This is a genomic window from Caballeronia humi (genome assembly GCF_001544475.1).
GTDB classification, from domain to species: Bacteria; Pseudomonadota; Gammaproteobacteria; order Burkholderiales; family Burkholderiaceae; genus Caballeronia; species Caballeronia humi.
Genome location: NZ_FCNW02000001.1, coordinates 52106 through 74583, shown reverse-complemented (window position 1 = coordinate 74583; position 22478 = coordinate 52106). Strand labels below are relative to the sequence as shown.

Genomic DNA, 22478 nt, shown 5'->3' with positions numbered 1-22478 from the left:
TGCGCGCGGGATGTTTTTACTTCGTCGTCACGCCGGGCTTGGTCAACTCGTAGCACTCGACGGGGGCGGAAGGCCGTTTCGCGCTGGCATCGACAGCGTGATTTTCGAAGCATTTATAGACGCTGTTGGTCTTTTGCAGAAAAAACGTATCCTCCGCCGACGATGACCCGGCACGCGGCGCGTCGCGTGTGACGGCGACGATCGAATAGCCGTTCTGGATCAGTTCGAAGAGCGAGGTCTCGGTGAAGCGCCATTGGCTGCCCGAGGACTCGTCTGCGTGGGCGGAGAGGGCGGTCATCGTGAATATCCCGAAAGCGATGGCGGCAGCGATTCTCATGGGCGTGGCTCCTTGTGTTTTTGTGGGCGAACGCGTTTGAGTTGGATGTGGCGCGGGCGTTCGCTTGGGGGTGGTTTTTTGTCGTTGCCGTTATCGGCGGCGCGTGTTTTGTATACACGAAAGGATCGTCGCTTGAAATTTAAAGCGTATACAACGAGCCAGCCCCTGACAAACGAAGACGACGAAGTGCGTGAACTCACCGACGCCGATTTGAAGCGTTCCAAGCGTGGGAGAGAAACACTTCCAGAGACGCTACTTCGGAAGCTAAAGAAGGAAGGAGGGAGATTCGGCGGCGGGTGAACTCCACCGATAGGGAATTCTGGCGGAGGCGGTGAGATTCGAACTCACGGAAGGATCACTCCTTCGCCGGTTTTCAAGACCGGTGCCTTAAACCGCTCGGCCACACCTCCAGAAGGCGCGTATTGTAGCGCAACTTACGCGCCGAGCGGTCGCCTCAGCCTTCCAGCGAGCGCGTCGCGCGGAGCGCGGGAAACAGCCGCATCCACAGAAGCGCAACCGCGATCGTCCCCAATCCGCCGATCAGCACCGCTGGCACCGCGCCGAACAACCCCGCCGTCATCCCCGATTCGAACTCGCCCAACTGGTTCGACGTTCCAATGAAAAGCGAGTTGATCGCGCCGACGCGTCCGCGCATCTCATCGGGCGTCTGCAACTGCACGAGCGACATCCGCACGACGACGCTGATCACATCCGACGCCCCCAGCGCCGCGAGCGACACCAGCGACAAATAGATATTCGTCGACAACCCGAATACGATCGTCGCGAGCCCGAAAGCGATCACCCCCGCGAACAGCGCCGTCCCCGCGCGCTGGCGCAGCGGAAAGTGCGCGAGCCAGATCGATCCGGCGAGCGCCCCGGCCGCGGGCGCCGCGCGCAGCACACCGAGCCCCCACGGTCCGGTGTGCAGGATGTCGTGCGCGAACACCGGCAAGAGCGCGGTCGCGCCGCCGAGCAGCACCGCGAAGAGATCGAGCGACAGCGCGCCGAGGATCACGGGCTTGCGACGAATGAACGCGATACCCGAAAACAGCGCCTCGAACGACAGCGGCGCGCGCATCCGCACGGCTTCATCGATGCGAATCGATGCCACCAGCACGCCCGCCGAGAGAAACGCGCACGCCACCACGCCATACACGCTCAACGCGCCGATCCCGTACAACAAGCCGCCGAAAGCCGGCCCGAGAATCTGCGCGGTCTGGTTCGCGGACGTCGACCACGCGGTCGCGTGCTGCAACTGCGTACGCGGAATCAGGTTTGGCAGGAGGGCCGCCATCGACGGCGATTCGAACGCGCGCGCCGCGCCCGTGATCATCGCGATCGCGTAGATGAGGCTCGCGCTCTGCCACCCGTGCCACGCGCCGACGCACAGCACGAGCGCCGCGACGCCCTCGATCATCTGACAGACGAACGCAATCGTGCGCCGGTCGTAGCGATCGGCGACGTGGCCGACGACGAGCGTCAGCACGAACATCGGCAGGAACTGCGCGAGGCCGACCAGACCGAGCGCGAACGCGCTGTGCGTGATCGAATAAATCTGCCAGCCGATGGCGACCGACATCATCTGGAACGCAACCGACGACATCACCCGCGCGCTCCAGAAGAGCGCGAACGGACGATGACGCATGACCGAGCCAGGCAGCGTGCTCGGGGCGCTCAATTGACGGGGTCCTTCAGGAAGAGTTCCTGGAGGTCGTTCAGGAAGCGCTGACCCAACTCCGTAGGCGCGATGCGCTCGAAATCGCGCGTGATGAGGCCGCGCCGCTCGGCTTCGACGAGCGCGGGTTCGATCGTCGACATCGCGAGTCCCGTGCGCTCGATGAACGCATGCACCGGAAAGCCCTCGACCAGCCGCAGCGTGTTCAGCATGAATTCGAACGGCAAATCACGCGGCCCGACTTCGCGCTCTTCCTGGATCGGATTGCCGCCGAGCGCTTCGTCCATGTACGTCGCGGGATGCTTGTAGCGCGCCTGCCGCACGATTTTCTGCGGAAACGACAGCTTCGTATGCGCACCCGCGCCGATGCCGAGATAGTCGCCGAAGCGCCAGTAGTTCAGGTTGTGCCGGCTCTGCCGATGCGGCTTCGCATACGCCGACACTTCGTAGCGCTCGTAACCCGCCTCGCGCGTGCGCTCGTGAATCCACTCCTGCATGTCGGCGGAGGCGTCGTCGTCGGGGACTTGCGGCGGGAATTTCGCGAAGAGCGTGTTCGGCTCCAGCGTCAGGTGATACAGCGACAGATGCGGCGGCGCGAAGCCGATCGCCGTCTCGATATCGCGGCGGCATTCGTCGAGCGACTGCTGCGGCAGCGCGAACATCAGGTCGAGATTGAAGTTGTCGAAATGACGCGCGGCGATTTCGACGGCTTTATGCGCCTGCGTCGAATCGTGAATGCGGCCGAGCGCCTTCAGATGCTCCGCGTTGAAGCTCTGAATGCCCACCGACAGCCGGTTCACGCCGCTCGCGCGAAACTGCGCGAATTTCGCGGCTTCGAACGTGCCGGGATTGGCTTCGAGCGTGATTTCGGCGTCGGCGTCGAGCGGGAGGAGGGCGCGGGCATCCGACAGCAGCCGGTCCAGCCCTTTCGCCGACAGCAAACTGGGCGTGCCCCCGCCGATGAAAATCGTATGCACCTGCCGTCCCCAGACGAGCGGCAGCGCGCTTTCGAGATCGGCGCGCAGGGCGTCGAGATAGCGGTCTTCGGGGAACGACTCGCCTTTCCACTCGTGCGAGTTGAAATCGCAATACGGGCACTTGCGCACGCACCACGGAAAGTGGACGTAGAGCGAGAGCGGCGGCAGCGAGGTCAGCCGGATGCTCCCCGGCGACGTGAACGCCTTCACGACATTGATAGTTTGCGGACCGGTGCTCACGCCAGTTCCTTCAGGCGCGCGAGCAGTTCGCGAAGCGCGATCGCGCGATGACTGCTCGCGTTCTTGCGCGCGGGATCGAGCTCGGCGGCGGTCGCGTTCAGCGACGGCAGGAAGAAGTGCGGATCGTAGCCGAAGCCGTTCGCACCGCGCGCTTCGTCGATGACTTCGCCATGCCAGCGGCCTTCGGCGATCAGCGGTTCGGGGTCGTCGGCGTGACGCACGAGCACGAGCACGCAGAAGTAGTACGCGCGTCGGTCCGGCGTATCGCGCAGCTCGCCGACAAGGCGCGCGTTGTTCGCCGCATCGCTCTTTTCGCCCCCAGCGAGTTGCGCGAAGCGCGCCGAATACACGCCCGGCGCGCCGCGCAATGCATGCACGCAAAGGCCAGAATCGTCGGCGAGCGCGGGCAGGCCCGTCAGTTTCGATGCGTGCCGCGCCTTTTCAAGCGCGTTCTCGACGAACGTCGCGTGCGGCTCCTCCGCTTCCGGCACATTCAAAGTGCCCTGCGCGATCAGTTCGATCCCCGCCGCGCTCAGCAGCGACGCGAATTCGCGCAGCTTGCCCGCGTTGTTCGACGCAAGCACGACGCGCTTCAATTCATTTGCTTCAGACACCTTTAAGCTCCAGCGCGGCTTTCTGCTTCGCGATCAGCGCTTCGATGCCGCTTTGCGCGAGATCCAGCAGCGTATTCATTTCGGCGCGCGAGAAGGGCACGCCCTCGGCCGTTCCCTGCACCTCGACGAAACCGCCCGCGCCCGTCATCACGACGTTCATGTCGGTGTCGCACTGCGAGTCTTCGTCGTAGTCGAGATCGAGCACCGGCTCACCTTCGTACACGCCGACCGAAATCGCCGCGACGAAATCGTTGACCGGCGATTCGGTGATCTTGCCCGCCGCGATCAGCTTCGAGACGGCATCGTGCGCCGCGACGAACGCGCCGGTGATGCTCGCGGTGCGCGTGCCGCCGTCGGCCTGGATCACGTCGCAATCGATGTGCAACGTGCGCGCGCCCAGCTTGTTCAGGTCGAACACCGAGCGCAGCGCCCGGCCGATCAGCCGCTGGATTTCCTGCGTGCGGCCGGTCTGCTTGCCGCGCGCAGCCTCGCGGTCGCTGCGCGTGTGCGTCGCGCGCGGCAGCATGCCGTATTCCGCCGTGAGCCAGCCCTGGTCGCGGCCGCGCAGGAATTCCGGCACGCGCTCGGCGATGCTCGCGGTGCAGATCACCTTGGTGTCGCCGAATTCGACGAGCACCGAGCCTTCCGCGTGTTTCGTGTAATGGCGCGTGATGCGCACGTCGCGCAACTGGTTCGCGCGACGGCCGCTCGGGCGGACGAAGGAGGCGGGGTCGAGCAGGACGGAGTCGGTCATGGATGGCGGAGAAAAAGGAGGGAAAAAGGAAGCAGCGCGTAACCCGTGATTTTATCTTTATTCGAGATGCACGTCCGGCGAGGCCCGCGAGCGCACCGGTACGCAAGGCCGTTTGACGGGCGATGACGGTAAAAATGGGATAATGTTCGCTTCCCCGCCCGGCCATCCTCGCGTGCCTCTGACAGCACCAACCTCGAGCCGGGCGCTCGTAGCAAACCGGCCTTCTTTCTGAAGGCCATATCGCGAGACGTACGATGATCTACAGCATGACAGGCTATGCGAGCGCGACGCGCGAAGTCGCCGCCGGTGGCGCGGGCGCCAACGGCTCGGGCGTCGGAGTATCGGTGGAATTGCGCACGGTGAATTCTCGCTTTCTCGACCTGAACTTCCGCATGCCCGAAGACGTGCGCGTGTGCGAACCGCAATTGCGCGAAATGTTGATGACGAAGCTCTCGCGCGGCAAGGTCGATATCCGTATCAACCTGAATCGCGCGGAACAGGCGGCGAGCGCGGGCGCGCTCAATCGCGACACGCTTTCGCAACTCGCGGCGCTCGAGCGCTCGGTGCTGGAAATTTTCCCCGACGCCGAACGCATGCGCACTGGCGAAATCCTGCGCTGGCCGGGCGTGCTGGCGGAGGGCGGTGTGTCGCCGGAAGCGCTGCGCGAAGCGGTGCTCGCGTGCGGCAAGCAGGCGATCGCCGATCTCATCGACGTGCGCGCACGCGAGGGCGCGGCGCTCGCGGCGGTGCTGATCAACAACGTGACGGAGATGGAAGCGATCGTCGCGCGCGTGACGCCGCTCGTGCCGGAACTGATCGCGAAGCATCAGCAGAAGATCGTCGAACGCTTGCAGGATGCGCTCGGCATCGCGGCGCCGGAAGGCACGTCGACGAGTCTTCCGCGTGAGGAAATCGCGGAACGCATCCGCCAGGAAGTGACGATCTACGGCATTCGCATCGATATCGCGGAAGAACTGCAGCGGCTCACCGCGCACCTGAACGAGACGCGCCACGTGCTGCAAAAGGGCGGCAAGGTCGGCAAGCGGCTCGACTTCATGATGCAGGAGCTGAACCGCGAGGCGAACACGCTCGGCTCGAAGGCGGCGGCGAAGGAACTCGCGGATTCATCGATGACGTTGAAGCTCCTCATCGAGCAGATGCGCGAGCAAGTACAGAACCTGGAGTAACGCTTCAATGACCACCACGTCGCGCACCTCGCATCTCAGCACCTACACCGGCATCTATCCGGGCAATTTGTTCATGGTCGTCGCGCCGTCGGGCGCGGGCAAGTCGACGCTCGTCAACGCGCTGCTCGCGCAGGACCAGGCGATCCGGCTGTCGGTGTCGTACACGACGCGCGAGCCGCGTCCGAAGGACCAGAACGGCGTGCAGTACCACTTCGTCTCCGTCGACGAGTTCATGGAGCGGCACGCGAAGGGCGAATTCCTCGAAAGCGCGGAAGTGCACGGCAACTACTACGCGACTTCTCGCGTGTGGATCGAGGAGCAGATGAAGAGCGGCCACGACGTGCTGCTCGAAATCGACTGGCAGGGCGCGCAGCAGGTCAAGAAGCAGTTCAGGAACGCGGTGGAGATCTTCATTCTGCCGCCGTCGCTCGATGCGCTCGAAGACCGACTGAAAAAGCGCGGCCAGGACCCGCAAAACGTGATCGTGCGGCGCCTGCTCGCGGCCGGCAGCGAGATGTCGCACGCGCCGGAAGCGGAGTATGTCGTCATCAACGAGAACTTTGAGCGGGCGCTTGCCGAGTTGCAGTGTCTCGTCAAGGCGACGCGTCTGCGCTTCGGTTCGCAATACGCCCGCCACACGCAGCTTTTCGTGGAGTTGGGGATTCACACGCCGCATGCTTCGTGATCAGGGCGTTCCGGTCACATAAGGTAGAATAAAGAACATATTCCAAGGAAACAAACATGGCTCGCATCACCGTCGAAGACTGTCTGAAAATGATCCCGAATCGCTTCGAGCTCGCGCTCGCGGCAACGTATCGCGCGCGTCAGCTCGCACAAGGCCACACGCCGAAGATCGAAAGCCGTGACAAGCCGACGGTCGTTGCGCTGCGCGAAATCGCGGCCGGCCAGGTCGGCGTGGAGATGCTGAAGAAGGTGCCGGTCTAACGCGCACCGTTTTTAGCGTCGGTCGCACCTCAACCATCGACGTCGGCTACGTCACCCACCACGGAGGCGAACATGAGTCACACACCAGTGCCCGTCTCCATCGACGTGGATTCCGACGCCGACCACGATTCGAATTCCGATTTGAATTCTGATTCAGCCAACGAGCAGGATCAGGATTCGAATCAGTCGCTTCCCGCCCGCAAGTACATCGACGCAGTCCTCGAACAGTCGTTTCGCCATCTGTTCGGGCCAACCGCCACTCCCGAAAAGCCGCGCCGCCACGACGTCGTTTCGATCTCGAAGCTGACGAACGAGCTTGCCTCCTATCTCACGCCGGAAGAGATCAAGGAAGTGAAGGCGGCTTTCCATTTCAGCGACGAAGCGCATCTCGGCCAGTATCGGCAGAGCGGCGAGCCGTACATCACGCATCCGGTCGCGGTCGCGGAAATCTGCGCGGGCTGGAAGCTCGACGCGCAGTCGATCATGGCGGCGCTCCTGCACGACGTGATTGAAGACCAGGGCGTAACCAAGACCGAAATCGCGGAGCGATTCGGCGCGAAGGTCGCGGAACTGGTCGACGGGTTGTCGAAGCTGGACAAGATGGAGTTCCGCAATCGCGAGGAAGCGCAGGCGGAAAACTTCCGGAAAATGCTGCTCGCGATGGCGCGTGATGTGCGCGTGATCCTCGTCAAGCTCGCCGACCGGCTGCACAACATGCGCACGCTCGGCGCGGTGCCGTCGGAGAAGCGGCGGCGTGTGGCGCGTGAAACCATTGATATTTACGCGCCTATCGCGCACCGGCTTGGCCTGAACAACACGTATCGCGAACTGCAGGACCTGAGCTTCGCGAACTTCAATCCAAATCGCTACGCCACGCTCGAAAAAGCGGTGAAGGCGGCGCGCGGGAATCGGCGGGAAGTGGTTGGGAAGATTCTCGAAGCGGTCCAGCGCACGATCTGTGATGCGAAGATCGGCGCCGAAGTCACCGGCCGCGAAAAGACCATCTACAGCATCTACAAGAAGATGCGCGACAAGCAGTTGTCGTTCTCGCAGGTGCTCGATGTGTACGGGTTCCGCGTGGTGGTCGAGAGCGCGCTCGAGTGCTATACGTGCATCGGCGCGCTGCATGCGCTCTACAAGCCGGTGCCGGGCAAGTTCAAGGATTACATCGCGATTCCGAAGGTGAACGGCTATCAGTCGTTGCACACCACGCTCGTCGGCCCGTTCGGCGCACCGATCGAGTTCCAGATCCGCACGCGCAAGATGCACGAGATCGCCGAAGCGGGCGTCGCGGCGCACTGGCTCTACAAGAACGGCGGTGCGGATCTCAACGACGTGCAAAAGCGCGCGCATCAGTGGCTCAAGTCGCTGCTCGACATCCAGAGCGAAGCGGGCGATTCCAGCGAATTCCTCGAACACGTCAAGATCGACCTGTTCCCGGACGCCGTCTACGTCTTCACGCCGAAGTCGAAGATCATGCCGCTGCCGCGCGGGGCCACGGCGCTCGACTTCGCATATTCGATCCACAGCGACCTCGGCAACCAGTGCGTCGCCGTGAAGATCAACAACGAATTGCTGCCGCTGCGCACCGAGCTGAAGAGCGGCGACATCGTCGAGGTGATCACCGCGCCGTATTCGAAGCCGAATCCCGCGTGGCTCGGCTTCGTGCGTACAGGCAAGGCGCGCTCGGCCATTCGGCACTATCTGAAGACGATGCGCCTCAACGAGTCAGTGCAACTGGGCGAGCGGCTCGTCGATCAGAGTCTCAAGGCCTATGGCCTGTCACTCGCCGAAGTCACGCCGGAAGCGTGGGAAAAGCTCGTGCAGTGGACCGGCAACAAGTCTCGCCAGGAAATTTTCGCGGACATCGGCCTCGGCCGGCGTGTCGCGGCGGTGATGGCGAAACGCATCGAAGTGTTGATGAACGGCCGCGACGACGACGATTCCCCGCGCGAAAGCTTTACGACGAACACGGCGCCGCCCGTCGTCATCACGGGCACGGAAGGCATGTCGGTGCAGTTGTCGGCGTGCTGCCGCCCGATCCCCGGCGACGACATCATGGGCTACATCGGCATTGGCCTCGGCATGGCGATTCACACCACCGACTGCCGTGTCGCGCAGCGTATCCATCGGCGCGATCCGGGGCGCTGGATCGACGTCGCGTGGGCGCCGCAGCCGGGACGTCTCTTCGACGTCGCCGTCAAGGTGCTCGTGAAGAACAGGAAGGGCGTGTTCGCGCGCGTCGCCGCGGACATCACGTCGGCGGATGCGAACATCGTCCACATCGCGATGGACGAAGATCCGTCGCAGGAAGCCACGCTGTTGCGCTTCGTGATTCAGGTGAGCGACCGCGTGCACCTCGCGAACGTGATGCGGCGCGTGCGGACCAATCCGGACGTGATGCGCATCTCGCGCGAACGTCCGAGCGACGAGCCGCATCATCGCAACCAGGACGGCGGCATGCGTATCGATCGCGAGCGCGCTGACTACTAGCGCCGCGTTTCGATGTTTTTGGCGCGCCGGCGCTGGAACGTAACCTGCGTGCCCGTACTCGTTCAATTCGACGTACAACCAGGCACGACAATGCAAACATCCGATCTCGAAGGCACCGCACTCGATTACTGGGTCGCGCGCGGCTTGCATGAATTTATCCGGGAAATTCATTTCACCGACAGCGGGGAGACGCTCTCCATCCGCGGCAACGATCGCGGCAAGCCGTGGGACGGGCGCTTCCTGCCATCGACTTCGTGGGAAGCGGCGTCGGTTGTTCTGGAGCGCGCTTGCCGGCTCGAAATGAGCGATCACGGGCGCGGCGAAGTGGTTTGCGTCGCGACGTTCGGCAAGCATGGGGAGTCGGTGGAAGGGCGGGGCGCGTCGCTGCGGATCGCGTTGCTGCGCGCGTTCGTGCGCCATGCATTCGGCGAGACTGTCGACGACGAATTTCTGCGACGTCCGCAGACGCTGCTCGGCGACCGGGCCGAGGCAATCGGCGAGCCGAGCGCGGTTGCATCGGTGGAGGATGTGCCGGCGCCGGATGGTCGGATTGGCGATATCGGATCGGCGCCGCGGCAATAATGAACGCTGCGCACGAACAAAAAGGGCCTTCCGAATGGAAGGCCCTTTAAAAGGTGGCGCGGCTGGCAGGATTCGAACCCACGACCCCTTGGTTCGTAGCCAAGTACTCTATCCAACTGAGCTACAGCCGCACGCAAAACCGGTACTGACTTATTACTGAACTGCGCTTATGGTTAAACGCATTTTGCTGATTAAGCATCCTTCTCGAAGGAAAGACGCCTGAAAAGATGGTGCGGCTGGCAGGATTCGAACCCACGACCCCTTGGTTCGTAGCCAAGTACTCTATCCAACTGAGCTACAGCCGCACGCAAAACCGGTACTGACTTATTACTGAACTGCGCTTATGGTTAAACGCATTTTGCTGATTAAGCATCCTTCTCGAAGGAAAGACGCCTGAAAAGATGGTGCGGCTGGCAGGATTCGAACCCACGACCCCTTGGTTCGTAGCCAAGTACTCTATCCAACTGAGCTACAGCCGCACGCAGAAGCGAGATTATAGACAAAGCTATCTGAAAAAGGAAGGGCTGGAAGGCGGTTTTCAGCGTTTTCGTCCACCTTCGTGATACCTTGTACATAGGCGTTTTCGCGTTTCCACGGATTTTTTCGAGCGGTTGGCACCATGAATAAAGCATTTGTCAAAGAATCCGAAGAGAGCGACGACGATCTCGACATCGCGCAGCCGGACATGCCTGCCGGCACCAAGAACTACATCACGCCGGCAGGGCATCTGCGGCTGCGTGACGAATTGCTGCATCTGCTCGATGTCGAGCGGCCTGAGATCGTGAGGCTGCTGTCGTGGGCGGCGTCGAACGGGGATCGCTCGGAGAATGGGGACTACATTTACGGGAAGCGGCGTCTGCGCGAAATTGACCGGCGCATTCGTTTTCTCACGAAGCGGCTCGATCTGGCGGAAGTCGTCGATAGCAGTAAGCAGGAGAATGTCGATCAGGTGTTCTTCGGCGCGACCGTCGATTACGCCGGCGACGACGGCGAAGTGCATACGGTGCGGGTCGTCGGAGTGGACGAGGTTGATCTCGATCAGGGCTATGTGAGCTGGATCTCGCCGATCGCGCGGGCGCTCCTGAAGGCGAAGATCGGCGATACCGTCGCGCTGCACACGCCGGTGGGAATTCAGCAAATCGATATCGTCGACGTGCGGTATCCAAAGTCGGCGTGAGCCCTGAGAGGCACAAAAAAAGGCGCCGAGCGGCGCCTTTTTTCATATCTGTACTGCCAGTCCAGCTTAGAAGCGGTGACGTACACCGATCGTTGCCGAAACCTGGTTTTCCGTCGACGACACGCCAACACCCGTGATCGTCGCGCCGAGGCCCGTGCCTTCCGTGTCCGAAACGTGCTGGTATTCGCCTTGCAGATACACGTCCGTGCGCTTCGACAGCGCGTAGGCTGTTTGCACGCTCACTTGGTGGAACTTCGGCTTCACGCCATCGATACGGCTGTCGGTGTACGTGTACGCGCCTGCCAGGCTCAGAGCCGGCGTCAGGTTGTAACGGCCATTGATTTCGTAGTTCGAGAAGCGTGCGTGACCGTCGCTGAACGGAATCGCGCTGCCGCCCGTGCCCGCTGCCGTGACGCCGAGCGCGTCGTCGAGCATCGTTTGCGTGAACACGAAGCCAACCACGGCCGGGCCGAACGCGTAGCTCAGACCGCCGCCGAACGTGCGTTGACGGCCGGCTGCCAGCGGGTTGTCGCCGCTCACTGCGCCGAGCGCGTTGCCCGAAACCGTCGCGTCGCCGTTGTTCAGTTGCATGTACGCCGCAGCGACGTTCAACGGACCGTAGTTATACGATGCGCCGACGCTGTAAGCGCGGTTGTTCGAGAAGCCGTCGGCCTGGTTCGAGAAGCCGTACATGCCGCCGAACTTGAAGCCTGCATAGTTCGCGCTCGTGTACTTGACCGAGTTGTTCACGCGGAACGAGTTGTCGAGGTTGTCGTTGTCGAACGGGTGGGCGAACTGCGTGCCGCCGTATTGCGTGCCGGTCAGCGCCAGCGGGCCGAGATAGTCGACGACGGAATCGTACTGACGGCCGAGGGTCACGGCGCCGTACTGCTCGCTCGACAGACCGACGAATGCCTGGCGGCCGAATTCACGACCACCCTGGCCGTTCTGACCGTTCATGATGTTGAAGCCGTTTTCCAACGTGAAGATTGCCTTCAGGCCGCCGCCGAGATCTTCCGCGCCGCGCAAGCCCCAACGGCTGCCGTTGACCGAACCGCTCGTCGCCTTGAAGTTGCTGTGGCCCTGCTGATTATTGGTATACGTGATGCCCGCGTCGATCAGGCCATACAGCGTGACGCTGCTTTGCGCTTGAGCGGCGGTAGCAAATACGCCCGTGAGGGCGGCGACCATGAGAGTCTTTTTCATCTTTGTAACTCCGAGAGCAGAATGGGTCTGTAAACCCAGGCTTGAAGGAAACCTTCTCTCCGACGCGCTGCGAGAGGCGCTGTCAGGCGAGCAATATGTTCAACCTCGAACACATTTGTTTCCGGACCTCAGGAAGTGTAAAGACGGTGTTACAGCACAGGCATTCCGTTTTCAGCAATAACCTATTCTTTGATCGGCAATGATGGAAATGATCGCTGAAAGCCTTACTGGATAAGACTTCGAGGCAAATCAAACGGGTTGGCGAGGCGGTGTCAACCATGCGGCGTTGCGCATTCACTACATATCAAAAAGGCGCGCGCAACGGGACAAATCCGAATGTTGGATTATTGAGAATCGTGCAATAAATGATTGCGAAATGTACGAGTAATATTTTCCCGCTCCGCAGCTATACTGATGTTTCTGCCTTCAAAAGCAGACTTTTTCGTTGACGGAAAAGATCTCCAAACTTTGTCAGCGCGACTTTACGGTCGCGCTTTTTTTTGCCTGCTGATTCGACGCTCAGGCTGCTTTCTTCTCGGCCGTCTCGTCGGCGGACTCGGTGGCGAACGCGTGCTGAATCGGGAGTTGCCAGTCTTCCATGACGTAGTGGCGGGCATCCATCGGCGAGGAAAGCAGGTTTTGCCAGTGATCGCCGTGCCACGCAGGATCGAAGTCGAGCGAGGAAGTCGTATCTGAATCGGCTGCGGCTTCCGGCTCCGACACCCACGACTTGAACCATTGAACTGCGCGCTTGAGTTCGGTCATCAAAACAGGCCCTCCATATCGTCTGCAAATTGCCACTCCCATATTGGGGAACACGATGGGATCGAACAAGACGCGTAAACACTTACGATTAGATAAGTTTTGTTACATTTGAAGTAAGAAGTTCTTTCGATTATTTCGGTAACGTCGTGCGCTTATGTTTCATGCGCTTATGTTATAGCGCTGGTGCGATACGTTTGGCGCTTGTTGTTTAAATCGGAGGCTTCGCTTTAAAAATTTTCTTGACGCTTTCTCCGCCTCCTTATATAAAAGCGATTCCGTGTTTTAAATAGCTCGCACGGTGTTTATAGGGTTCGCCCTGCTTTTATCAAAACTTCCGAGGGAATCAGGTATATGGAAACGGGTATCGTCAAATGGTTCAACGATGCTAAAGGCTTTGGCTTCATCACGTCTGACTCCGGCGGTGAGGACCTGTTCGCGCACTTCTCCGAGATCCGTGCCGACGGCTTCAAGTCGCTGAAGGAAAACCAGCGCGTGTCCTTCGAGACGAAGGCCGGTCCGAAGGGCAAGCAGGCAGCAAACATTCGCGCGCTCTGATTCTTGTCACTCCGCTTCAATAAAACCCCTTGCAGTCGCAAGGGGTTTTATTATTTAGGGTAAGCGAGAATGGCAATGCTCGCGCTTCGCTGATCATCCGATCGGATTTTAAACACACGCGCTTATAAAAAATTCACCGACTATTCGGGTAAATGCGAGGCGCTTTTTTAGGCCGAATCTGCCCTTTATGCGCAGCGAAGGCACCGGTCCGCCTGCCTCATCCGCATGAGATAAAATGGCGTGAAATGCACGCGCGCGAACTCGCGTGTCCTCACCGCTTTTACTTATACGATGCACACGCCTCCACCGCTTTCCATCAACGCATTTCCCGCCGTTCCGGTCGTCTTCGTCGATCTCGAGACGACCGGGGGCTCGCTCGGTATCGATCGCATCACTGAAATCGGTATCGTCGAGGCGGGTCCTTTCGGCGTGACGCAGTGGAGTTCGCTTGTCAATCCGCAGAAACCGATTCCGTCGTTCATCCAGAACCTGACTGGCATCACCGATTCGATGGTGCGCGAAGCCCCCACGTTCGACGAGCTCGCGGCGAGCCTCTTCGAGCGCATGCACGGGCGCCTTTTCATTGCGCATAACGCGCATTTCGACCACGGCTTTCTGCGGGGCGAGTTCAAGCGGCTCGGACTCAAGTTTCAGCCCGACGTGCTGTGCACCGTGCAACTGTCGCGCGCGATTTATCCGGCGCAGACGCGGCACGGGCTAGACGCGCTCGTCGAGCGGCATGCGCTCGTGCCGTCCGCGCGTCACCGCGCGCTCGCTGACGCCGATCTGCTCTGGCAGTTTTGGCAGCACTTGCATCAGGCGCATCCGTCGGACGATTTGTGTGCGCACATCGACCGGATCACGCGGCGTTTTCGCCTCGCAGGCGACATCGACGAGGACACGATCGAGCGGATTCCGGCCGGCTGCGGCATCTATGTGTTCTACGGCGAGGAAGATGCGCCGCTGTTCGTCGGCCGAAGCGTGCGGCTGCGCCAGCGGGTGCGCTCGCATTTGACGGGCGGCAAGCGTTCCGCGAAGGATTTGCGGCTGGCGGCGCTCGTGCGGCGCGTCGAATGGACGGCGACAGGCGGCGAGATCGGTGCGTTGCTCGCCGAGGCGCAGCGGGTCGCGCGGCTGCGTCCGCCGCACAATCGCGTGATTCGCGCGCGCCGCGACGATGCGCGCGGTGCCGCGTGGCCGTACACGGGCGCGATCGCGATCGACGAGCGCGATCCGGCGACGGGTTTGCACGCGTGGCATGTCGTCGACGAGTGGCAGTACTTCGGCACGGCCGCGACGCTGACCGAAGCGGCGGCGTTGCGCACGCAGGCGACGGGCGCGGCGTTCGAACTGTCGACGTATCGGATTCTTGGCGAACGGCTCGCGCGCGGACTCGCGTTCGTGCCGCTAAATGTAATGGCCGCCGTCGTTTGAAGCAGGCCCTTTAGCCGACCGCGCCGACGCCGCCCGCCGCGCACACATGCGACAGCGCGCGCGAGAGCGGCGCGTTCATCGCCGCGTCGTAGCGCGTGAGATGTTTCCAGCGCGCGACGCTGTCGGCGAGCCGCAGCGGGCAGTCGTCGGCGTGACGCGACGGTTCGACGCGCGCGAGCGCTGCAATCAGTGACTGCGTCAATCGATCGAGCTTCGGACGCGTATCGGCGGCGAGGTCGGGCGGCGATCCCTCCGGCGGCCGCGCGGCGTGCCAGTTGGCGAAAAGCGCGTTCTGCACCTCTTTGCTTGCCTCGATCTGGTCGCGGAAAAAGCGCCGCGCGAACGCCGGATCGACGCCCGCGGCCTCCGCCTTTTTCTCGACGCTCGCGAGCAACGCGGCTTCACGCGGTTCATCGGTGATTGGTTCGTGATGCGCCCACTTCCAGCGCGCGACCGGCTCGGCAAGCGCGAGCCGCTGCGACGTCAACGCGACAAGACTGGTGAGCGGTGCGTCGTCGCCTTCAGCATGCGCGACGGGCGTCGATGCTAAAAGCGATGCGGAGAGGGCAGCAAGAACACAGGCGCGACGCCCGCGAGAGAGGAATGTGAAAAACGATGGACGCATGCGGAGCGCTGGGCGGACGAAAACCCCAGCATAACTCACTGGTTCAGCGGAGCCTGTGTTCGATCGCCAGGCGGGCGCTCGCGGGCCACGAGCGTGAGAACGCCTGGCGTGAGCCATGACTTGGTCGCGACGTCCGCGCGCGCGTCATCCGCACGATGCGTCGAGTACACGACAATCCCGGTCGATCCCGTCGGCCGGCGTTTACTTCGAGTCGCGCATGTTGCGCTGTTCGTCGAAGAACGCGCGAACGTGCTCGGGCAGTTCGGCGGCCAGGAACTCGACCCCGACCGGCTCCGGATCCGGGCTGCGAACCATGTCGGGCGTCGGAATTTTCGTCGGCTTGGCGTCCATCATTTCTCTCCTTTGTCGACCAGAGTTGGCGCTTCAGCGCCTACACGTGGTCCCATGCAAGTTGCGGTGCTCTATAAGACTCGACTCAGGCCCGCCGCCTTTCGCCGAGTGTGCTGCGGAAACTTCTTGATGCTATATCGGAGCGTTTCATTTTTACTTGAGACTCTTCCGAATAATTCAACACGTAATCCAAAACGGGCATGGTCGTTCGTTAAATCGTCACTTAAATTTTTTGTGTCGATTTACCCGATTTCGACCGCTCTGCAGCAATTGTTTCTGCTCGTCATGCCCGGAAATCGCCCGCAGAGGCCCGGCCCGTGGGCCTCCGATGACGCATTGCAATATCACTTTAACGTTCACTCCATACATATAACGATAGCGGGAAACCAGCGTTGACGTAATAACGCCTGAAGAGGAATAATTAGTCAGTTGTGTGGAAGCGCACATTTGGCAGTAATTCCCGATTGTCGGTGTAATCAGCAGAATTTGCGTCGATTGCGTTTCGCTCGGACGATTAATCGGGCTTTCGTACGGCCGCACCAAGCGGGACGCGGGCCCGCAGATGACAAAGCCTGCGAGGCCGACAGCCTGCAGGCTCTTTTCTTTCACTGGGCGTGAAGTTTGCGGCGTGCGAGGCGTGTGGCCCGAAAGCGACACTATTCGGAAGGAGCGGTTTCGCGGACGTCGTGGTTTGCGCGAATCTCGCCGCGTGCCTGGCGAAACACGTGAAACGCAGACGTAACTGCCAGCGCAGCCATAATCCCAGCGACTGCCAGATCGGGCCAAGCCGCGCCTGTACCGAAGACGCCCAACGCGGCCAGCAGGACCGCGATGTTCCCGAGCGCATCGTTGCGCGTGCAAAGCCAGACGCTGCGCATGTTGCTATCCCCCTCGCGATGCGCGAACAGCATAAGCGCCACCGCGCAGTTGACGACGAGCGCGAGCGTCCCGACGACACCCATCGTCGACGCTTCCGGGTGCGCGTCCGTGGCGGCATGCCACACCGCGGCGCTTAGTACGCCGAGGCCGAATAGCAGCATCGAAAGCGCTTTGACAAGCGACGCTTTGGCGCGCACCGTGACGCTCATTCCCAGAACGAAGAGGCTTAAGCCGTAGTTCGCGGAATCGCCGAGGAAGTCGATCGAGTCGGCGAGGAGGGAAACGGAGTTGCTCGTCAGGCTCGCTCCGACTTCGATTACGAACATTGCGACGTTCAGCGCGACGGCGATCCAAAGGAGCTGTCGATATTTCCCGCGACGCAACGTGCCTTCGTGATCGCAGTGATTGCAGTCGTGAGGCATCGTGCTCTCCCCGAATGCGGGCGAAATCTAAACGTTTGAGTAGGCCGAAACGCACGCGCAAAAACGAAAAACCCGCGTCATCACTGAGATGAAGCGGGTTTTAATACTGCCTGAATCTTGATGGTGCCGGAAAGAGGAATCGAACCCCCGACCTTCGCATTACGAATGCGCTGCTCTACCGTCTGAGCTATTCCGGCATCAGAGAAACGAGATTATAGAGACTCTTTTCTGACTTTGGCAATACCCCAGATTAAACTTTCTTTTCGAGATGGTAGCGGGTCACGCGGTCGACTTCATCCTTCGAACCGAGGAACACCGGAATGCGTTCGTGAAGGCTTTGCGGCACGACATCGAGAATGCGTTGCTCGCCATTCGTCGCAGCGCCGCCCGCCTGTTCGACGATGAACGCCATCGGATTCGCTTCGTACATCAGGCGCAGCTTGCCCGGCCGGTCCGGTGTGCGCTTGTCGGCGGGGTACATGAAGATGCCGCCGCGAGTCAGGATACGGTGCACGTCGGCGACCATCGACGCGATCCAGCGCATGTTGAAGTCTTCCTTGCGCGGCCCGTCCTTGCCCTGATTCAGCTCGTTCACGTACTCCTGCACCGGCTCGTACCAGTGGCGCGAGTTCGAAGCGTTGATCGCGTATTCGCGGGTTTCGGTCGGGATCTTCATGTCGCTCTGCGTGAGCACCCATGACCCCAGTTCGCGATCGAGCGTGAAGCAGTTCACGCCGTTGCCGGTCGTCAGCACGAGCACGGTTTGGGGACCGTACACCGCATAGCCTGCCGCGACCTGCGCGGAACCCGGTTGCAGGAACGCCTGTTCGGTCGGCTCAACCCCGTCCGGGCAGCGCAGCACCGAGAAGATCGTGCCGATCGACACGTTGACGTCGATGTTCGACGAGCCGTCGAGCGGGTCGAACGTCAGGAGGTAGTTGCCCTTCGGGTAACGGTTGGGAATCGGGAAGATTTTTTCCATTTCCTCCGATGCCATCGCGGCCAGGTTACCGCCCCATTCGTTGGCTTCGAGCAGGATTTCGTTCGACAGGATGTCGAGCTTCTTTTGAACCTCGCCCTGCACGTTTTCGCTTCCGGCGCTGCCGAGCGCTTCGCCGAGCGCGCCCTTGCTCACCTGAAAGCCGATCTGCTTGCAGGCCCGCGCGACGACTTCAATCAGAAGACGCAGGTCGGCGGGAAGGTTCTGGTGTTCGCGCTGCTGCTCGATCAAATACTTGGTCAGCGTGGTGCGGCGGGAAATGGACATGCTTGGCTCCGAGAGCGTTTGACGAATCCCCCGATTCTACCCGCTCGACAATACGCGCCGATGTCGGGGCGTTTCGGCGGGGAAAACAGCACCGCGCGATTGCGCTCTAACGCGCGGCGAATTCGCTGATGCATAAAGCAAAAGATCGATCTGCTCCGCTTTCGCTCGCGCGCGAAAACTCGGTAAGTCGGCCGATCGGCCAACGTGAGGGCGAAAAAAACCGGCGCCGAAGCGCCGGTTGGCAGATAAAAACCGCAGCGCGCCCGTCAGCCGAGCGCCTTCTCGACGATCTCGCGCACGTCGCGTGACTTCACCTTCGATGCCACCTCCGTCAGCGCCGCATGCATCTTGTCGCGCAGCACGGGCGTGAAGCGGCGCCACAATTCGAGGCCGCGAGCCAGGCGCGCCGCGACCTGCGGATTGAGCGCATCGAGCGCGATGACCTGCTCGGCCCAGAACGCGTAGCCGGAGCCGTCGGCGGCGTGGAATTGAGCGGGATTGCCGCTCGTGAAGCTGAAAATCAGCGAGCGCGCGCGATTCGGATTCTTCAGCGTGAACGCCGGATGTTGCATCAGCTTGCGAACGATCTCGATCACGTTGCGGTTCGGGCCGCCGCGCTGCGTGGCCTGTAGCGCGAACCACTTGTCGATCACGAGCGCCTCGTTCTCGAAGCGGCTGTAGAAATCGGCGAGTTGCGAGTCGGCGACGGACGGATCGCCGTTCGACGCCGCGCCCGCCATCAGCAGCGCGGAGAGCGCGGCCGAACGATCCGTCATATTGTCCGCGGTGTCGTACTGGGCGCGCGCGAGGCGCACGGCATCGGCGGGATCGTCAAGCTGGCTCAGGTAGGCGAGGGCGAGATTCTTCAGACCGCGCTTGCCGGCGTCTTCCGGCGTCGGACGATACTCACCCGGCGTGCGGTTCGCTTCGTAGACGGCGAGCCACTTGTCGCGCAGGGCCGTCGCGAGCCGGCGGCTGACAAAAACGCGCGCCGCGTGGACCGCAGCCGGATCGGAGACGGCCATCTGTTCGGCAAGGTAGCTCTCGGACGGCAACATCAGCGCGAGTTCGCGGAACGCGGGCGTGAGCGCCGGATCGTCCAGCACCTGCTCGAACGCGGCGACGACCTGATCGTCGAGCGTTAGTGTCTCGCCCTTTGCCGCACGGGCCGCGAGCGCCAGCAGTTCGCGCGTGGCAAGCCGCTGGCCGGCTTCCCAGCGGTTGAACGGATCGCTGTCGTTCGCGAGCAGAAACGCCAGTTGCTCGTTCGTGTAGTCGTATTCGATGATCACGGGCGCCGAGAAATTGCGCAGCAGCGACGGCAGCGGCTTCTCCGCGACATCGACGAATGTGAAAGTTTGTTCGCGCTCGGTGAGTTCGAGCACGCGCGTCGTGCCGCCCGGCTCCTTCTCGCCTTCGAGTCGCAATGGGTGATCGGCGCCGTCCACGCCGATCAGCCCGATCGCGACGGGAATCAGCAGCGGTCCTTTCTGGGTATCACGCGCCGCTTCCGACGCCTCGCCGTAGCCCTGCGTCAGCGTCACGGCGTAGCGTTTCGCGGCGGCGTCGTAGGACGTGCGCACGCCGACGCGCGGCGTCCCCGCCTGGCTGTACCAGCGCTCGAATTGCGCGAGATCGCGGCCGTTTGCGTCGGCCATCGCGTGACGGAAATCGTCGCAGGTGACCGCCTGGCCGTCGTGGCGCTCGAAATACAGGTCCATGCCGCGCCGGAAGCCCTCGCGCCCGATGAGCGTCTGATACATCCGCACGACTTCCGAACCTTTCTCATAAACGGTCATCGTGTAGAAGTTGTTGATCTCGACGTAACTTTCCGGGCGCACCGGATGCGCCATTGGGCCGGCGTCCTCGGCGAACTGCATCTGGCGCAGCACGCGCACGTCTTCGATACGTCGCGTCGCGCGCGCCGCGTCGCTCGCGGCGCCGGGGGCGTCGCCGGCGGCCATGTCGGCGGAGAATTCCTGGTCGCGGAAGACGGTCAAACCTTCCTTCAGGCTCAACTGGAACCAGTCGCGGCAGGTGACGCGGTTGCCCGTCCAGTTGTGGAAATACTCGTGTCCGACGACCGATTCGATATTGCCGAAATCCACGTCGGTCGCGGTTTCGGGGTTCGCTAGCACGTACTTCGTGTTGAAGATGTTGAGGCCCTTGTTTTCCATCGCGCCCATGTTGAAGTCGCTCACCGCGACGATCATGAAGCGGTCCAGATCCAGTTCCAGGCCGAAGCGCTTTTCGTCCCAGCGGATCGAATGGATGAGCGAATCCATCGCGTGGCGGGTTTTGTCGAGATCGTGCGGCTCGACCCAAACCTGCAGCAGCTTTTCCTTGCCCGAACCGCTCGTGATGCGCTCCTCGAGCGCCACCAGCTTGCCCGCGACCAGCGCGAACAGATAGCTCGGCTTCTTGAACGGGTCTTCCCATTTCGCGAAATGGCGGCCGTCCGGGAGATCACCTTCGTTGATCAGATTGCCGTTCGAGAGCAGCACGGGATACGCCGCCTTGTCTGCGCGCAGCGTGACGGTGTAGGTGGCCATGACGTCCGGCCGGTCGAGGAAATAGGTGATGCGGCGAAAGCCTTCCGCCTCGCATTGCGTAAAAAAGTTGCCGCTCGACACGTACAGCCCCGACAGCGTGGTGTTCGCCGCCGGATTGCAGACGTTTTCGATCGTCAGTTCGAAGCGCTCAGGAATGTTGCGAACCGACAATCCGTTTTCAGTGACGTGGACGTCCTCATGCGGACGCCCGTCGACCCATGCGCGGACGAATTCCAGTTGCTCGCCCATCAGCACGAGGTCCGGAGCGGCGTCCGCGGCGGGGTTTCGGCGCACGGCGAGCGTGCTCTTCACGACCGTGCGCTCGGGCACGAGGTCGAATTCGAGTGCCACCGAATCGATCAGGAAAGCGGGCGGCGCGTAGTCTGCGCGGCGGATCACGGCGGGAGACGCGGATGCGGTCGATGTGGACATGGCGGCTTCTATAGAGTTGAATGGCGGCGCCATTTGGCGGCCTGGTGTCGGACCATTGTACAAAGGCTCGGACGATCATGGGTCGGGCGGCGGGATCGGCCGGATGGCCAACGGAAGAACTTTGGATATCCGGCGCCGGTCATTATCTTCGGCACACTGCGAGGCGCGAACGGTCGAGCGCGACGCGCCGGCAGTTTCTATAACTAAGAAGTAGCAGGCCACGAAATGAGGATGACCATGAAGTTCGATCGTTGGGCCAGCGCGGTTCGCGCCGTGCTGGGGTTGAGCGTGCTGTGGCTCGCGGGCTGCACAACCTACGTGCAGACGCAGGTGACGGCGTTTTCCGACTGGCAGGGCAGCGACGCCACGCGCACCTATGCTTTCGCGCGCACGCCGGAGCAGCAGAACAGCATCGAGCAGACGACGTATGAAGCGCTCGTTGCAAACGAACTGGCGCGGCAGGCGTTCAGGCAGGTTCCCGAAGCGAGCGCGCGCTATCGCGTGGAGCTCGCGTATTCGATTCGCGGCGACGTGATGACCGTGCGCCAGCCGGTCTATTACGATCCGTGGCCGATGTACGGGCCGTACTGGGGCCGGCCTTACTGGGGTGGGCCGTGGGGCGGGCCGTTCGGTCCGTGGGGGCCGACGGGCTATGTCGACCAGACGTATCCGGTCTACGTGCACGCGCTGCAGCTCCGCATGACCGAGCGCGGCACGGGCCGCGAAGTCTATAAGGTGACGGCGATGAATTCGGGCGGCGAGGCGTCGCTGATTCGCGCGATGCCTTATCTCGTGCGCAGCGCGCTGGCGGATTTCCCGCTCGGCAACGGCACGGTGCGCACGGTGAAGCTTCCGCTAGATCCGAACGGCGGCGGGGTGAACGAGACGTCGGCGGCGGTCGGTGCTAACGAGCGGGCCGTTCCGTCCAGCAACGGGGCGCCGCCGCCTAAGACTGTCGAATAAGCGTAAATTTTCCCGATTCCCCCGGATTCTCGCGGTCTTGCGCCTG

Annotated in this window: 21 protein-coding genes and 5 tRNA genes; 9 read left to right on the top strand and 17 right to left on the bottom strand. The window is 61.9% G+C overall.

The window, feature by feature from the left end; genetic code table 11:
- Positions 1-16: 16 nt before the first annotated feature.
- The 6 genes from AWB65_RS00370 to rph all read right to left on the bottom strand — a co-directional run bounded on the left by AWB65_RS00370 (position 17) and on the right by rph (position 4597).
- On the bottom strand, positions 17-337 hold the full coding sequence (locus tag AWB65_RS00370) for a hypothetical protein (protein ID WP_087665263.1): 321 nt from the start codon (positions 335-337) through the stop codon (positions 17-19).
- 320 nt (positions 338-657) lie between these two features.
- Positions 658-747: transfer RNA gene (locus AWB65_RS00365), tRNA-Ser, on the bottom strand.
- Positions 748-791: 44 nt separating this feature from the next.
- Positions 792-1982, bottom strand: coding sequence for an MFS transporter (locus tag AWB65_RS00360; RefSeq protein WP_200821648.1), 1191 nt, complete (start codon positions 1980-1982; stop codon positions 792-794).
- A 29-nt stretch (positions 1983-2011) separates the two neighbouring features.
- A complete protein-coding gene (gene hemW / locus AWB65_RS00355; RefSeq protein WP_087665261.1) occupies positions 2012-3229 on the bottom strand; it encodes a radical SAM family heme chaperone HemW in 1218 nt (405 codons plus the stop codon).
- Positions 3226-3843 carry an RdgB/HAM1 family non-canonical purine NTP pyrophosphatase gene (rdgB, locus tag AWB65_RS00350; protein WP_087665260.1) on the bottom strand — a complete coding sequence of 206 codons (618 nt, stop codon included), beginning with the start codon at positions 3841-3843 and terminating at the stop codon, positions 3226-3228. The genes hemW and rdgB overlap by 4 nt, the downstream gene beginning before the upstream one ends.
- The gene (gene rph / locus AWB65_RS00345) at positions 3836-4597 is read right to left on the bottom strand and encodes a ribonuclease PH (protein ID WP_087665259.1); all 762 of its coding nucleotides are present in this window, start codon (positions 4595-4597) and stop codon (positions 3836-3838) included. Before rph ends, rdgB begins: the two co-directional genes overlap by 8 nt.
- A gap of 254 nt (positions 4598-4851) precedes the next feature.
- On the opposite strand from rph, the gene AWB65_RS00340 reads away from it, so the two are divergent.
- From AWB65_RS00340 to AWB65_RS00320, 5 genes are all read left to right on the top strand, one after another.
- Positions 4852-5784, top strand: a complete 933-nt coding sequence (locus tag AWB65_RS00340) for a YicC/YloC family endoribonuclease (protein WP_087665258.1) — start codon at positions 4852-4854, stop codon at positions 5782-5784.
- A 7-nt stretch (positions 5785-5791) separates the two neighbouring features.
- Positions 5792-6469 carry a guanylate kinase gene (gmk, locus tag AWB65_RS00335; RefSeq protein WP_087665257.1) on the top strand — a complete coding sequence of 226 codons (678 nt, stop codon included), beginning with the start codon at positions 5792-5794 and terminating at the stop codon, positions 6467-6469.
- Positions 6470-6525: 56 nt separating this feature from the next.
- Entirely contained in the window at positions 6526-6729 is a 204-nt protein-coding gene (gene rpoZ, locus AWB65_RS00330) for a DNA-directed RNA polymerase subunit omega (RefSeq protein WP_031359151.1), read from the top strand.
- A 72-nt stretch (positions 6730-6801) separates the two neighbouring features.
- Positions 6802-9222 (top strand): RelA/SpoT family protein, encoded by a 2421-nt coding sequence (locus AWB65_RS00325; RefSeq protein WP_087665256.1) that lies wholly within the window; start codon positions 6802-6804, stop codon positions 9220-9222.
- A 90-nt stretch (positions 9223-9312) separates the two neighbouring features.
- Positions 9313-9804: a phage protein NinX family protein gene (locus AWB65_RS00320; RefSeq protein WP_087665669.1), complete on the top strand. Its 492-nt coding sequence runs from the start codon at positions 9313-9315 to the stop codon at positions 9802-9804.
- 54 nt (positions 9805-9858) lie between these two features.
- Here AWB65_RS00320 and AWB65_RS00315 read toward each other — a convergent pair.
- From AWB65_RS00315 to AWB65_RS00305, 3 genes are all read right to left on the bottom strand, one after another.
- Positions 9859-9935 (bottom strand) — tRNA-Arg (locus AWB65_RS00315).
- Between the two features lie 97 nt (positions 9936-10032).
- Positions 10033-10109, bottom strand: a tRNA-Arg gene (locus AWB65_RS00310).
- A gap of 97 nt (positions 10110-10206) precedes the next feature.
- Positions 10207-10283 (bottom strand) — tRNA-Arg (locus tag AWB65_RS00305).
- 140 nt (positions 10284-10423) lie between these two features.
- Between AWB65_RS00305 and greB the strand changes: the two genes are divergently transcribed.
- The gene (gene greB, locus AWB65_RS00300) at positions 10424-10981 is read left to right on the top strand and encodes a transcription elongation factor GreB (protein ID WP_087665255.1); all 558 of its coding nucleotides are present in this window, start codon (positions 10424-10426) and stop codon (positions 10979-10981) included.
- Between the two features lie 66 nt (positions 10982-11047).
- Here the strand turns inward: greB and AWB65_RS00295 are convergent, their stop codons facing one another.
- Together AWB65_RS00295 and AWB65_RS00290 are read right to left on the bottom strand one after the other, a co-directional pair.
- A complete protein-coding gene (locus tag AWB65_RS00295; RefSeq protein WP_087655166.1) occupies positions 11048-12187 on the bottom strand; it encodes a porin in 1140 nt (379 codons plus the stop codon).
- A gap of 519 nt (positions 12188-12706) precedes the next feature.
- A complete protein-coding gene (locus tag AWB65_RS00290) occupies positions 12707-12952 on the bottom strand; it encodes a hypothetical protein (RefSeq protein WP_087665254.1) in 246 nt (81 codons plus the stop codon).
- Between the two features lie 351 nt (positions 12953-13303).
- On the opposite strand from AWB65_RS00290, the gene AWB65_RS00285 reads away from it, so the two are divergent.
- Together AWB65_RS00285 and AWB65_RS00280 are read left to right on the top strand one after the other, a co-directional pair.
- On the top strand, positions 13304-13507 hold the full coding sequence (locus AWB65_RS00285; RefSeq protein ID WP_087655165.1) for a cold-shock protein: 204 nt from the start codon (positions 13304-13306) through the stop codon (positions 13505-13507).
- Positions 13508-13798: 291 nt separating this feature from the next.
- Positions 13799-14941 (top strand): exonuclease domain-containing protein, encoded by a 1143-nt coding sequence (locus tag AWB65_RS00280; protein WP_087665668.1) that lies wholly within the window; start codon positions 13799-13801, stop codon positions 14939-14941.
- A gap of 10 nt (positions 14942-14951) precedes the next feature.
- Here AWB65_RS00280 and AWB65_RS00275 read toward each other — a convergent pair whose 3' ends face one another.
- From AWB65_RS00275 to pepN, 6 genes are all read right to left on the bottom strand, one after another.
- On the bottom strand, positions 14952-15566 hold the full coding sequence (locus AWB65_RS00275) for a chorismate mutase (RefSeq protein ID WP_087665253.1): 615 nt from the start codon (positions 15564-15566) through the stop codon (positions 14952-14954).
- Between the two features lie 201 nt (positions 15567-15767).
- Positions 15768-15917, bottom strand: coding sequence for a hypothetical protein (locus AWB65_RS36590; protein ID WP_181505491.1), 150 nt, complete (start codon positions 15915-15917; stop codon positions 15768-15770).
- A gap of 656 nt (positions 15918-16573) precedes the next feature.
- Positions 16574-17218, bottom strand: a complete 645-nt coding sequence (locus AWB65_RS00270) for a cation efflux transmembrane domain-containing protein (RefSeq protein WP_087665252.1) — start codon at positions 17216-17218, stop codon at positions 16574-16576.
- 121 nt (positions 17219-17339) lie between these two features.
- Positions 17340-17415: transfer RNA gene (locus AWB65_RS00265), tRNA-Thr, on the bottom strand.
- Positions 17416-17468: 53 nt separating this feature from the next.
- A complete protein-coding gene (locus tag AWB65_RS00260) occupies positions 17469-18485 on the bottom strand; it encodes a class 1 fructose-bisphosphatase (protein ID WP_087665251.1) in 1017 nt (338 codons plus the stop codon).
- 266 nt (positions 18486-18751) lie between these two features.
- On the bottom strand, positions 18752-21469 hold the full coding sequence (gene pepN / locus AWB65_RS00255) for an aminopeptidase N (RefSeq protein WP_087665250.1): 2718 nt from the start codon (positions 21467-21469) through the stop codon (positions 18752-18754).
- 237 nt (positions 21470-21706) lie between these two features.
- Here pepN and AWB65_RS00250 point away from each other — a divergent pair, with 237 nt between their 5' ends.
- Positions 21707-22432 (top strand): DUF4136 domain-containing protein, encoded by a 726-nt coding sequence (locus AWB65_RS00250; protein WP_087665667.1) that lies wholly within the window; start codon positions 21707-21709, stop codon positions 22430-22432.
- Positions 22433-22478: the final 46 nt, after the last annotated feature.